Consider the following 13229-nt stretch of genomic DNA (forward strand, 5'->3'; position numbering starts at 1 on the left):
GCGTATGATGGCGCCATTGACGCGAAGGATAGCTTGGCTCAAAAGCAGCTGTCATCGTAGCGATCTTGGTGTTCGTGTCGATACCTAGGTTTTGACGATGGCCGACCTCGCCAAATGCGGAAAGATAAGCCTCAACGTCCTTCTCTATAGGTACGACCGACTAAGACCCTCAGCCCCTAATACCCAAAGCGCGAGAGCATTAAAATCAATCTTCGCCGTACAATTTGGTGGCCTCGATGAGATTGAGGAGCTCCTGGCGCGAATGAACGCCTGTTTTACGATAGATATTGCGAATATGGGTTTGAGCGGTGCTGAGAGATATCATCAAAGTCTGCTCTATGTACTTCGCGTTGCGACCCTGAGCAACCAGCACGAGCACTTCGTACTGCCGCTCAGACAAGCCGTGCTGTTCGCTCACCGCGCGGCAACGTTTCTTCCAAAGCCCCTTGGTTTCAGGAAGGGACACATGTCCGACGTCCTCAACACCTGCCTCGGGAAATCGCGCTTTGTGGCAGAACGCCGCGAGGAAACTGTAGGCTATGGCGACAACCGCAGATACCTGCACGGCAAGAAGCCCGCCGTTCGCAGCCATAGAGAAGGCAACGAAACCGAATGCAAGGCCGCCCGCCATGGCAAGATAGTCGAGAATCCGCGCTTTTGCAAACGTATGCAAGGGAGAAAGCCGCGAAATGCGAACATGCTCCGCCATAGCCGCCCAGCCGAAAACCGTATAGATGGAAAAGAGCGCTGACAGAAAACAGAGCGCCGCCACCTGGACCAGATCGTTGAAGAGGAACATCGTAACAAAGGAGAGCATTGTGAGCGGGGGCGTTATCGGCGACATGCTTCTCTCCGTTATAACCCTCTTGCCCACCCAATCAACGGCTAGCAACACCGCAGCGCCTAAAGCGGCAACGAGGCACCAGGTAGCGGCTCCCGTCTCCGAGGCAACACTGACAACCAAACCGAACTCGAAACTGCTGAACGAAAGCATGATCGTTGAGGTCCAAAGAATTTTCGAGCGCTTATCGGACTCCTTATTGCTTATCGCCGGGGGTAAAGCATCTCCCGATCGAAAACGCATCAGGGCGACCATGCATCCGAGCGATACCACCCACACGACAACGAGCAGCACCCGAGCAGCACCGTCAACAAGGTACCCCTCGATCAAGCAACCGCCGATACCCGCAGCAACGCCCGCCGCAACAAGCATTAAAACCATTCGGTACGGCTGCGAGCAAACGAAGCCGAACCACTGGACGACAAGAAACGACATGCCCACGGCTATCGCACTATGGCAGGATAATTGCAAGAATCGAGGCCCAGCAGGTACGAACAGCACCAACGCCATAGCGCTCACGCCCACTACTGACCCGGCTATCAAAACGATGCACTTATGCCGCGCTATCGCATGGGCCCCCAAACTCACAACCAAAAAGCCAACCGCCATCGATATCGCATATACGAGCCTTATCCACAGCCAGTCGGTTCCAGCCGCCGTCACGAGACCGGGCACAACAGCGTAAAGCCCGAGTACCGATGCTATTGCGCATCCGAACCCAACAAAACCCGCCAAGGCGTCCATTCCGAGTTTTAGAGCGCCCAGCCCCGACGTTCCTTTTGTTTCAATCGCTGCCATATGATCAACCCGCTCTCAAAACACGCGATGCCCTATCGCTTACTGCCCTCGTCAAGCTCGTAGTTCTCAACCAGATCCATAAGATCCTGCTGAGAATGGGTTTCGGTTTTCTTGTATATCGAATAGATATGAGCCTTTGCCGTATGCTGCGAAATCACAAGCTGTTTTTGTATGTAGGCTGCATTTCTCCCCTTCGCAAGCAGGTGCAGGACTTCCGTCTGTCTGTTTGTCAAGCCGTACTTCTCGGCAATTGCATCGCATTTCTGCTGAAAATACTTCTTCCCATCCCCCGAGGAATCTACCTGATGCTCAAACAATATCTCCCCATCACCCCCAATGCGGGCGATCCTTTCACCGGGCTCATCTTCGCCAGGGTAGTAGCTTTTCGTGCTCAACGTCGTTGACACGAGAATAAAGAACATGACAATGACGACAACGAATACCGGCAACGTTATATCGCCGAATATCTCGCTTGAAAAAGCCGACCATCCAGCTCCAAGACCAAGAAGGAGCCCGATCGCCGCGTAGAGCCGCGCCCATGAGAACGCCCGTATAGAAGAGAGATCGCAACGCACGATATGCTCGCACGTAGCAAAAAGAGCACTTGAGTACGGCAACAGGGAAAAGCCGAACGCAAGCAAGCAAGGGACGTAGCGCCATTCCGCCGGGATGAAGAGAAGTGTAAGAATGCACGCCGCCAAAACGGGGAGGAACAGCTTCCTGATGAACGATTCCTTGATCGCAAAAGATTTCAGCGAATCAATAAGCAGGAGCAGTGCGACTACGAGAGAACCTCCCCCCAACAAAAACGACGCTACAGGGACATACGATTCCGCTTGAAGAAGCCAATAGAGCACAAACCCCTGGGCAACCGATCCCATCACCGTAAGAAGAGAGGGTTTCCATGTGATCAGCAGGCGAGAATCTGACTCTTTTGCGTCGATCGAAGGCATGGTATCCATAAGCGCAAAACGCTTGCGAAGGAAAAGGTAGATCAAACACGAGATCAAAACGAACGCAAGTACGACAAACGGGGAAAACCGCACATCAACCAAGAGCACACCGGCATACCACACAAACGAAAGGACAAAGATCGAGGCGATTGCAACCCGAACCTGGTCTTTAAGATGAACGCAGAGAAATTCGATCCAAAGCGTAGCAAGCGATGCCACTCCCGCCCCCGCGCACGCCGTTCTTATCGGCAACGCCACATCGTGCAAAAAAGACGGCCATACGCCGGGAACAGCGCTCACAAGACCGCATGCAAGCGAAAGTACGAGAAGAGCTCCTCTGTGCACCTGGAAAAAGCCGGATAATCGCCAGATTGCAAAGTATGCAGCAAAAAGAGCTCCCGCAAACCCGATGTGCAGTAGCTGGTATAAGCGAGTTTCCCCAATATCCGCGTAAAGGAAATTGGGCGTAAGGATAATCGAGAAGAACCATGAAAAGCAAAAGGAAGCTCCCACGATCCCGACAATGAGATACGGATTAACGAACAACCACTCGTTCTTCTTTTGACGAACCTTCTTTTTCGTCTGCTCATACTCGCGCGTTTGGCCAGTCGATACGTTTTCCATGCAACATCTACCCCCAGTTATTGCATTCGTGATGAGAGGGAGTCGGCATCCCCCGTTTTCAAGACTGCGGATGCGCCGCAGTGGACTTCAAGTATATAAGCAATTACCATATATGCATGGCAACCCATGCAATGCAACCAAACGCATCACCCCCAGCGCTAAACATGCTCATTTCCTAATGATAACGCCAATTGTGTCCTATCGAACACAGTACACGATACTGCTAAAGATACCATCACCCTATGACTAAAATGACAAGAAAAGCTATTGGCGCCAGAATCCGTTTTCTGAGGGAGCAAAACGGATTGACGCAGGTCACGTTTGCCAATATGGTCAACGTCGAACGCGCTTACCTCAGTAAAATCGAATCGGGCGAGCGCAATCCCAGCATCGACATGCTCGAGCGTATCGCAGGGGGATTCGACATGTCCCTTTCGGAGTTTCTCGAGGGGATCTAACAGCGGACGGTCAGCGCGATTCGCCACGGGTTTCCCTTTTCCCCACACGAGTATCCGACCGAAGCTGCCCAGGCGGTCGAGGGAACGCAGTGCCGCATCGTTTGCACGAAACGGCACCTTGCCCGTTAGAGTACCCGCAAATCGGACAAAGTCCCGGCTTGGGTTCACGACCGCATCTGTTGCAATGGGTGCAAGGATAGCACATACCTACCGTCCGATGTCGAAAGCCGTATACATGCCCGAACATACATCCTGAAGCGCCATCGCAAAGCCCCAGCTTCACGATCTGCGTCTTGCGATGCCCTATAGACCTGTCCGTAGAGCGGTGCCGTAAAACGCGGTCGACGCCAACTACTTCCCAGGCGCCTTCGGTGCACCCGGGGCCGCAGGAGCGCCCGGCGCCTTCGGTGCCCCGGGTGCACCCGGGGCACCTGGGGCACCCGGCATTGCGGGACCCGCCGGCAACGTAGCTCCGCACTCAGGGCATACGGTTTCGGCGGCTTTGCACGTCGCACCACACTGCGGGCACTTCTTGTCGAGTTCGACAGCTGCAGGTCTGAAACACATTGGCTGATCCTTTCGTTTTGTTTGGGATTCTGAAGAAACAGTAACAACGACCTTCGATAAAATCATCCCGCGATGCTCACTAAATGATCGATTAGAGATAATACCGATAGACTAATCTTGTCTTTCCATCAGGTGTTTTACCGGCATTAGATAGACCTGCCACTCGATAGAACCCAGAAATCCCGCCCTACGCCAACCCGAGAAGACCGTGTATACCGCCGATTCATGCTTCCAGCCGCATAGCGTATTTCGCCAACTTGCGGTATAGATAGTACCTATGACGTACCGCATAGGCATAGACGCAGGCTCCAAAACCATCAAGATCGTCGTTCTCAACGAGGACGGCACCGTCGAGCGCGCCGCATACCGCAGACACCGAGCCGACATCAAGACTACGCTTTCCGAAGTGGCGCACGATCTCGTATGGCGCTACGGAAACGTAGCAGGCTCCGTAGCCGTAACGGGCTCGGCGGGCATCGAGTTGGCCGAGATGCTCGGCGTACCCTTCGTCCAAGAAGTCGTCGCAACCACCCGCATCGTGCAAAAGGAGATCCCCGAAGCCGATGCCATCATAGAGCTCGGCGGCGAGGACGCGAAGATCGTCTACCTCGCTGGCGGGCTCGAACAGCGCATGAACGCAACGTGCGCCGGCGGCACAGGGGGCTTCATCGACACCATCGCGTTCATGCTCGGCGTATCGTCCAAAGAGATGAGCAGCCTTGCAATGGGATCGACCAAGACCTACCCGATCGCATCGCGTTGCGCCGTGTTCGCCCAAACCGACGTGCGTCCGCTGCTCAATGCGGGGGCGAAGAAGAGCGATATCGCCGCAAGCGCGCTCGATGCCGTCGTCAAGCAGACGCTCGGCGGACTCGCCTGCGGCAGGCCCATCACGGGAACCACGGTGTTTCTCGGAGGACCGCTCGAGCATATTCCGAGCCTCGTCCACCGATTCCGGCGTGCGCTCGACCTCGACCACCGCACGGGCATCAAGCCAGCCGACGCCCATCTGTTCACGGCAAAGGGCGCTGCGCTTCTCTCGGACGATGCGGTTCGCCTCGATGCGCCCGTTGCACACCTTTCGCTTGCCGAACTCGAGGAGGCCCTCGGCACCGCCCGGGCGGCGCGAAACGATTTGCCGCGCTTATCCCCCTTGTTCTCAAGCGATGCGGAATACGAGGCTTTCAAGGAGCGTCATGCCGCGCACAAGGCACCGCGCAAGCGCTTCGGCGATGCCGAGGGGACGGTGTACCTCGGCATCGATGCAGGCTCTACAGCCGTCAAACTCGCGCTCGTCGACGAAGATGGTTGCCTGCTCCACTCCGACTACCAGCCGGTCGCGGGAAACGTGCTCGCCACTGCTGCCGAGATGCTGCTCGACCTCTACCGGGCCATGCCCCGCGAATACGACGGCACGCCGCTCTGCACGATCGGGCACGCGACCGTAACGGGATACGGCGAAAGCCTCCTAATGGCAGCGTTCGGCGTCGATTCGGGCGTCGTCGAAACCACGGCCCATCTGCAAGCCGCGCGCAGCCTCTGCCCAAAAGCCGATTTCGTGCTCGACATCGGGGGGCAGGACATGAAAGCGCTCTGGGTCGAAAACGGCGCGATTTCGAAGGCGGTGCTCAACGAAGCCTGCTCGTCGGGCTGCGGGTCGTTCATTGAGGGGAGCGCCCACTCCCTGCGCAGCACGCCCCACGCGTTTGCGCAGCTCGCGCTTAAGGCGACCGCACCTGTCGATCTCGGAACCAAGTGCACCGTCTTCATGACGTCGCGCGTACGGCATGCACAGAAGGTCGGCGCATCCGCGCATGACATCGCAGCCGGCATAGCCTACTCCGTCGTCAACAACGCCCTGTTCAAGGTTATCGGGCTCGACAGTCTCGATTCCCTTGGGAAAACCGCAGTCGTACAGGGCGGAGCGTTTCTCTCCGATGCCGTCCTGCGCGCCTTCGAACTCGTTTCGGGGAAGCAGGTTGTAAGGCCCGATATCGCCCACCTCATGGGCGCCTACGGCGCCGCCCTCGTTGCCCGATCGCGGGCCGATGGTGCGGCGAGCTCGCTTCTCGACAGCGCCGCCATCTCGACGCTCGAGCCCCGCTACCGCACCGAAACGTGCCCCGGATGCGCCAACGCATGCGCGCTTTCCATCGTTACGTTCGAAGAGAGCACCGACCCCGAGCGAAAGAGCCCTGCGCGGGCTGCGAACTTGCATCGAAGCAGAGATTCCCGTCGTCGCTCTCCCGACGACCGCTGCTTCGTCGACGGCAACCGCTGCGAACGCGCTTATTCGTTCTTCGAAAACGCCCGAGGCCGCATCGGCGGCCAGCTTGCCGCTCGCGGAAAGGCGCCCAACACCGTGGCTCTCGAGCAAGGCCTTCTCAATCGGTACAAAAACGTATCGTCCAACGGCTCCGATTCGCCGCGCAGAAACGTCGTCGTAGGGCTGCCCTGCGCACTCAACGAATACGAGACACTGCCCTTCTGGCATACGCTCATGGCAAGCCTCGGGTTCTCCATCGCTGTAGGCGGCGCGGTAGACCTCGGCTTAGGAGGCGTCGACACCATACCGTCGGAAAGCGTCTGCTATCCCGCCAAGATCGTCCATCAGCGCATAAGCTCGCTTCTCGATCAGGGCGTCGATGCCGTATTCATGCCGGAATACGAGCGCGGCTCGCACTGTCCCGTCTCAAGCCTGTACGCACGTGCCGTACGCGACAGCATGCCCGCGCTCCGCAGCGGCACCGCGAAACTCGTCTCGCCGAAGCTCTCCTCGTCGAAGCCCGCTCGCATCGCATCGTGTGCAGCCGATCGCGCGTCGCTTCTTGCCGCCCTGCAACACATCGTCCCGCAGGCGGTTCCCCTAACCGAGCAGGAGATCGAGCGGGCGCTATCGGAAGCGGATAACGCGCAGGCGCGGTTCGTCGCAACGATGGAGCATGCATGCCGCAAAGCGCTCGATCGAATCGACGCCGAGCGAGGACGCGGCATCGTGCTGGCAGGAAGACCCTACCATATCGATCCAGCCCTGAGCCACGGCATCGATACCATGCTCGCAGCGCTCGGATTCGCCGTGCTCTCCCCTATCGGGCTTACCGGCCCGCCGCGCACGATGCGCGCTGCAGCCGAGCACGGCGGTACGCCGTCTGAGTTGAGGTCCGAAGATGAGCTTGCCGTCTGGAAGCAGGGCAAGCGGCTCAATCGGCTTGCGACGTTCGCCTCCTCACGCGAGAACGTCGACATGGTCTGCCTCCAATCGTTCGGCTGCGCCTACGATGCCGCAAGCATCCGAGAAGCCGAGCAGATCCTCGAAGCAACGGGGCGCTCGCTCACCGCGCTCAAAATCGACGAGATCGCCGATACGGCGCATATCCTCATCCGGCTTCGCACCCTTGCTGACACGATCGAAGAGCGACGGGCGGGCGCCGCCCGCGCCAACGGCACCGCACCCGACGCTTCGCCCGAGCGCGGCGAAGCGTCGGATCGCGCAGTTCAACGCCCTCAGACCATCGAGCTCGGCCGCATAGAAGCCGAAGATATCGAAATCGGGCGGCGCGAGGTGAGCCAGGATATCTGCTCAACAGTCGCTGCCGTCGCAGGGCGCATCATCAGGCTCTGCAGAACCGATCCGAGCATCGGCACCGTTGTCGTGCCCGAGGGATGCGCATCATGCCTGTTCGACGCATTGCCTGATCTGGTAGAAAACCCCCTTGGATTTTCTCCCCGCATCATCCTCCGAAAAGCCAGCGATCCCGCATGGGCTGCTTTCGGGAATGCGGCCGCGCCGTGCGGCGCTTTCGCGCAAAGCGAGTCGAACGGCATTCCGCGCATCGGGATTCTCGGAAATCCGTATATGGTTTTCGAAGCGCCCTTGAACGACGGGCTCGTCGATTTCCTCGGCACGCTTTGCTGCGAGGCGATCATGCCCGACGCCAACGCGCTTCTTGTCGACGACGTTCGATTCATCGACCAACTGGAAGCATTTGAAGCGGCAGGCGTCGATCATGTTGTATACGCTCAGAGTTTCGGCTGCCTGAAAGGACATGTCGAGGTACGCGGTGCGCTGCACGGCCTGAAGGAGCGGTTTGCCACCGTACCCATCACCGTCATCGACTACGACCCGGACGCTTCAGCGCTCAATCGGAAGAACCGCATTCTACTCGTAGTCGAGGCAACAAGAAACGCGCATGCATCCGACGATTCTTAAAGGCCGACAAACAGCAAAGCAACCGCGGGGGACGGCATTCGCTTTGCGTTCGATGCGACGGATGTCATGCGCGCACTGAGTATGATGCCCGTTTCGGCAAGAAAAAACATGCCACCGATAGGATGAAATCCCCGCCAAACATAGACAAAGCAGTACTATTTTTCACCAGGGAGCGATAACTTCGGTACTAACGCATCCCGAAACCGTAAGACTCTGGGTGCAATTCTTCTCACAGGCACCCGCAAGCGCCGAATCCGACCTTGCCTGCTCGCATGATCGCCCGACCCCGTAGCTTCGCGCCGCGCTGCGGCTGATGCCCTTTGCCTCCACCATGCCGGAGCGCAGTCCGAACGCGCGCCTTACCCGCATCCGCCGCCTCAAAGTGGCTGAGATTTACGACTTGGTGGATAGATCGGCGCAAACAGAGCGAAGGCGTCCAGGCAAGATTCTTGCCATCTGGGGATACAATGCCGAAAACCGACGATGACATAAGAATCAGCGCTCTTCGATCCACCAAGTCGTAAATCTCAGCCACTTTTATCCGCGCCCACCCCGCAGTCGGGGTCCAAACGCGTTTGCCCGAAGCGCATGCGCTCGCGCACAAAAAGGGCCGGATCCAAAACGGATCCGGCCCCGAAATTCAGCGCCTGCGCCAAGCAGCGATGCGCTCGGCGTACAGTCGGCTCGTTTCGCTCGATGCTCGAGCTCGAAGCGAGCCTAGGAAGCGAACAACTCGATCGAGTCGCCTTCCTTGACGGTAACCATGGCCTTCTTCCACGTGCGGGTCTTGCCGAGCTGGTAGCGAACGCGCTTCGGCTTTGCCTTGACGTTCAGCGTGTTGACCTTGACGACCTTCACGTTGAAGATAGCCTCGATCGCCTGAGCGATCTCCACCTTGTTGGCGGTCTTGGCGACCTCGAAGGTATAGCAGTTGTCCTCCATCATGTCGTAGCTATGCTCCGAGATGATCGGGCGGATGATGACTTCGCGGGGATCCTTCATTATGCGAGCACCTCCTCGATGCGAGCCAGGGCGGCAGCCGTGAAGACCAGCGCCTTGTTGTCGATCAGTTCGTAGGTGTTCGCCTCGGCAACGGGAAGCACGTTGACGCGGGGAAGGTTCCTCAGCGACAGGTACGCGTTCACATCGTCGTCGGCGATGACCACCGTCGTGCGGCCTTCGCAGCCGAGCGCCTTGATGGCGGCAGCGGCCTCTTTGGTGGAAGGCTTCTCGAAGCCGAACTCCTCGATCACGAAGAGCTCGCCGTCGGCCAGCTTAGCGGAGAGCGCAGAGCGCATCGCGAGCTTCACGACCTTGCTCGGCACCTTGAACGCGTAGGAACGCGGATGGGGGCCGAACACGGTGCTGCCGCCTGCCCACTGGGGAGAGCGGGTGGAACCCTGGCGGGCACGACCGGTGCCCTTCTGGCGCCACGGCTTCTTGCCGCCGCCACGCACCTGACCGCGGGTCAGCGTGTTGTGGGTGCCGCTGCGCCACGAGGCGCGCTGGGCACGGACAACTTCGTGCATGGCATGCACGTTCGGCTCGATGCCGAACACGGAAGCGGACAGGTCGGCGCTCTTGACCTTCTTGCCGCTCACATTCTTTACTTCAATACTTGCCATAATGTCTTAACTCCTCAAGTTTCTCTGCACTCTATGCCATGCGAATGCGGACCACGGCGTTCTTGCCGCCGGGAACAGCGCCCTTCACGAGGATGAGGTTCTGGTCTTCGTCGATGCGAACGACATCGAGGTTCTTCACGGTGACGGTCTCGCAGCCCATGTGGCCGGGAAGCTTCAGACCCTTGAACACGCGCGACGGCGTAGCGCACTGGCCGACCGAACCCGGAGCGCGATGGAAGTGCGCACCGTGACCGCCCGGGCCGCCGGCGAAGTTGTAGCGGCGCATAACGCCCGCAAAACCCTTGCCCTTAGACGTGCCGGACACGTGAACCTTCTTCGCCTCGGCGAAGTTGGCAACCGTCACTTCATCGCCGACCTTGTAGTCGGAAGCGGAGTCGACGCGAACCTCGCGCAGATAGCGCGTGGGCGCGGTACCCTGCTTCTTGAAATGACCCGCCATGGGCTTGTTGACCTTCTTCTCCTTGATGGAGCCGAAGCCGATCTGAACGGCCTCGTAGCCGTCGGTAGCGGCAGTCTTGACCTGGCAGACCTTGTTGGGCTCCGCCTGGATGACCGTCACGGGAAGCACACGGTCGTCCTCGGCGAAGATCTGGGTCATACCCAGCTTCTTACCGTAGATGGTAGTAATCATTACGCTATGCCCCCTTACAGCTTGATCTCGATGTCGACACCGGCCGGAAGGTCCAAACGCATCAGGGAGTCGACCGTATTGGGGGTCGGCTCGAGGATGTCGATCAGACGCTTGTGCGTGCGCATCTCGAACTGCTCGCGCGAATCCTTGTTCACGTGGGGAGAACGGATCACGCAGTACATGTTGCGCTCGGTCGGCAGCGGAATAGGACCGGAAACCTTGGCACCCGTCTTCTGGGCGGTGTCCACGATGAGCTTCGTGGACTGATCCACGATCTCGTGGTCATAGCCCTTCAAGCGGATGCGAATCTTTTGATTAGCCACTTGTTTTACCTCCATTATGCTTAAGCGTTATGCGAGACCACACGGCCCTACGCGTTTCCGCCAGCCTTGCTGATGATTTCTTCTGCAACGTTCTTCGGAACCGGCTCATAAGAGTCGAACTGCATCGTGTAGACCGCACGACCCTGCGTACCGCTGCGAAGGTCGGTCGCGTAACCGAACATTTCGCTCAGGGGCACCTTGGCCTTGATGGTCTTCGCGTTGCCGCGATCGCCCATGCCCTGGATCTGGCCACGGCGGCTCGAGAGGTTGCCCATAACGTCGCCCATGTACTCTTCCGGCGTCTCGACCTCAACCGACATCATCGGCTCGAGGATAACGGGGCTCGACTTCTTGAGCGCGTCCTTGATGGCCATGGAACCGGCAACCTTGAATGCGGCTTCGGAGGAGTCAACCTCGTGATACGAACCGTCGACGAGCTCGACTTTGATGTCCACAACGGGGTATCCGGCCAGAACGCCCGAGTTGAGCGCTTCCTGGATGCCCTTGTCGATCGGGGTGATGTACTCCTTGGGAACAACGCCGCCCACGATCTTGTTCTCGAACTCGTAGCCCGCGCCCGGCTCCTGGGGAACCAGGTTGATGACCGCATGGCCGTACTGACCGCGACCACCGGACTGGCGGACGAACTTGCCTTCGGCGCCCTGAACCGGCTTGGTGGCCGTTTCGCGGTAGGCAACCTGCGGCTTGCCGACGTTCGCCTCGACCTTGAACTCACGAAGCAGACGGTCGACGATGATCTCCAAGTGGAGCTCGCCCATGCCGGCGATGATGGTCTGGCCGGTTTCCTGGTTCGTGGAAACGCGGAAGGTTGGATCCTCTTCGGCGAGCTTCTGCAGAGCGACGCCCATCTTGTCCTGCTCGGCTTTCGTCTTCGGCTCGACGGCGATGTCGATAACCGGCTCGGCGAATTCCATGGACTCGAGGATGATCGGGTTCTTCTCGTCGCACAGGGTGTCGCCCGTGGAGGTGTCCTTCAATCCGACGACGGCAACGATGTCGCCGGCGGCGCACTCGTCGATGTCGACGCGGTTGTTGGAATGCATCTGCAGCAAGCGGCCGATGCGCTCCTTCTTGCCCTTGCTCGCGTTGAGCACGTACGAACCGGAGTCGAGCTGGCCCGAGTACACGCGAAGGTACGTGAGCTTGCCGACGAACGGGTCGGTCATGATCTTGAACGCCAGCGAAGAGAAGGGAGCCTTCACGTCGGAGGGACGCTCGTCTTCCTCGCCCGTGTCGGGGTTCGTGCCCTTGATGGCGGGGATGTCGACGGGGCTCGGCATGTAATCGACAACCGCGTCGAGCAGCTCCTGCACGCCCTTGTTCTTGTAGGACGAACCCACGAACACAGGATGGATCTTGCAGGCGATCGTGCCCTTGCGGATGGCGGCCTTCAGCTCGTCGACCGTGACGTCTTCCTCCATGAGGACCTTCTCCATGAGGTCGTCGTCGCAGTCGGCGGCAGCCTCGAGCAGCTCCTGATGGCGCATCTCGGCCTCATCGGCGAACTCGGCCGGGATGGCATCCATGGGCTCGGGGTAGGTCATGCCCTTGTCGTCGGCCTTGAAGTCCCATGCGGTCATGGTGACGAGGTCGATGACGCCCCAGAAGTTGTCCTCGGCGCCCATGGGCATCTGCGCGGCAACAGCCGGCGCACCCAGGCGGTCCTTCATCGTCTGGATAGCGTTGAAGAAGTCCGCGCCCACGCGGTCGTACTTGTTGATGTAGGCGATGCGGGGCACGCCGTACTTGCTGGCCTGACGCCATACGGTTTCGGACTGCGGCTGCACACCGGCGACCGCGTCGAACACGGCTACGGCACCGTCGAGAACGCGCAGTGAGCGCTCGACTTCGGCCGTGAAGTCAACGTGGCCGGGCGTGTCGATAATCTGGAAACGATATTCCTTGCCGTTGTCAGCGCCCCCGGGATACTTCCAGAAGCACGTGGTGGCGGCGGCGGTGATGGTCACGCCGCGCTCCTGCTCCTGGACCATCCAGTCCATGGTAGCAGCGCCGTCGTGAACCTCGCCGATCTTGTGGGTCTTGCCCGTGTAGTAGAGGATACGCTCGGTGGTCGTGGTCTTACCGGCGTCGATGTGGGCCATGATGCCGATGTTGCGCGTGTCCTTCAGAGGTAAAATTGCCATTCTCGATACCGCC

Annotated in this window: 9 protein-coding genes; 2 read left to right on the forward strand and 7 right to left on the reverse strand. The window is 59.0% G+C overall.

Going from position 1 to position 13229, the window contains the following annotated elements; translation table 11 throughout:
* Nucleotides 1-205: 205 nt before the first annotated feature.
* Together MWL89_RS11225 and MWL89_RS11230 are read right to left on the reverse strand one after the other, a co-directional pair.
* Nucleotides 206-1639, reverse strand: a complete 1434-nt coding sequence (locus tag MWL89_RS11225) for a helix-turn-helix transcriptional regulator (protein ID WP_244386058.1) — start codon at nt 1637-1639, stop codon at nt 206-208.
* 32 nt (nt 1640-1671) lie between these two features.
* Nucleotides 1672-3216, reverse strand: coding sequence for a helix-turn-helix transcriptional regulator (locus MWL89_RS11230; protein WP_244386060.1), 1545 nt, complete (start codon nt 3214-3216; stop codon nt 1672-1674).
* A 251-nt stretch (nt 3217-3467) separates the two neighbouring features.
* On the opposite strand from MWL89_RS11230, the gene MWL89_RS11235 reads away from it, so the two are divergent.
* Together MWL89_RS11235 and MWL89_RS11240 are read left to right on the forward strand one after the other, a co-directional pair.
* A complete protein-coding gene (locus tag MWL89_RS11235) occupies nt 3468-3674 on the forward strand; it encodes a helix-turn-helix domain-containing protein (protein WP_279611969.1) in 207 nt (68 codons plus the stop codon).
* 844 nt (nt 3675-4518) lie between these two features.
* Nucleotides 4519-8451: a BadF/BadG/BcrA/BcrD ATPase family protein gene (locus MWL89_RS11240; RefSeq protein ID WP_244386065.1), complete on the forward strand. Its 3933-nt coding sequence runs from the start codon at nt 4519-4521 to the stop codon at nt 8449-8451.
* 717 nt (nt 8452-9168) lie between these two features.
* Here MWL89_RS11240 and rplW read toward each other — a convergent pair.
* From rplW to fusA, 5 genes are read right to left on the reverse strand one after another with little or no spacing between them, the layout of a single operon-like run.
* Nucleotides 9169-9453: a 50S ribosomal protein L23 gene (gene rplW, locus MWL89_RS11245; RefSeq protein WP_102377601.1), complete on the reverse strand. Its 285-nt coding sequence runs from the start codon at nt 9451-9453 to the stop codon at nt 9169-9171.
* Complete coding sequence (rplD, locus tag MWL89_RS11250; RefSeq protein WP_244386068.1) at nt 9453-10076, reverse strand: 50S ribosomal protein L4; 624 nt, start codon at nt 10074-10076, stop codon at nt 9453-9455. The genes rplW and rplD overlap by 1 nt, the downstream gene beginning before the upstream one ends.
* Nucleotides 10077-10107: 31 nt before the next feature.
* Nucleotides 10108-10728 carry a 50S ribosomal protein L3 gene (gene rplC / locus MWL89_RS11255; RefSeq protein WP_367997845.1) on the reverse strand — a complete coding sequence of 207 codons (621 nt, stop codon included), beginning with the start codon at nt 10726-10728 and terminating at the stop codon, nt 10108-10110.
* Nucleotides 10729-10742: 14 nt separating this feature from the next.
* Nucleotides 10743-11051: a 30S ribosomal protein S10 gene (rpsJ, locus tag MWL89_RS11260; RefSeq protein WP_102377598.1), complete on the reverse strand. Its 309-nt coding sequence runs from the start codon at nt 11049-11051 to the stop codon at nt 10743-10745.
* 47 nt (nt 11052-11098) lie between these two features.
* Nucleotides 11099-13216 (reverse strand): elongation factor G, encoded by a 2118-nt coding sequence (gene fusA / locus MWL89_RS11265; protein ID WP_102377597.1) that lies wholly within the window; start codon nt 13214-13216, stop codon nt 11099-11101.
* Nucleotides 13217-13229: the final 13 nt, after the last annotated feature.

The sequence above is a fragment of the Raoultibacter timonensis genome, assembly GCF_022845715.1.
GTDB classification, from domain to species: Bacteria; Actinomycetota; Coriobacteriia; order Coriobacteriales; family Eggerthellaceae; genus Raoultibacter; species Raoultibacter timonensis.

Excerpts from the sequence above, each read along its gene's own strand:
- rplW (WP_102377601.1), bottom strand. The coding sequence starts at position 9,453 with ATGAAGGATCCCCGCGAAGTCATCATCCGCCCGATCATCTCGGAGCAT.
- MWL89_RS11240 (WP_244386065.1), top strand. The coding sequence starts at position 4,519 with ATGACGTACCGCATAGGCATAGACGCAGGCTCCAAAACCATCAAGATC.
- rplD (WP_244386068.1), bottom strand. The coding sequence starts at position 10,076 with ATGGCAAGTATTGAAGTAAAGAATGTGAGCGGCAAGAAGGTCAAGAGC.
- MWL89_RS11235 (WP_279611969.1), top strand. The coding sequence starts at position 3,468 with ATGACAAGAAAAGCTATTGGCGCCAGAATCCGTTTTCTGAGGGAGCAA.
- rplC (WP_367997845.1), bottom strand. The coding sequence starts at position 10,728 with ATGATTACTACCATCTACGGTAAGAAGCTGGGTATGACCCAGATCTTC.
- MWL89_RS11230 (WP_244386060.1), bottom strand. The coding sequence starts at position 3,216 with ATGGAAAACGTATCGACTGGCCAAACGCGCGAGTATGAGCAGACGAAA.
- MWL89_RS11225 (WP_244386058.1), bottom strand. The coding sequence starts at position 1,639 with ATGGCAGCGATTGAAACAAAAGGAACGTCGGGGCTGGGCGCTCTAAAA.
- fusA (WP_102377597.1), bottom strand. The coding sequence starts at position 13,216 with ATGGCAATTTTACCTCTGAAGGACACGCGCAACATCGGCATCATGGCC.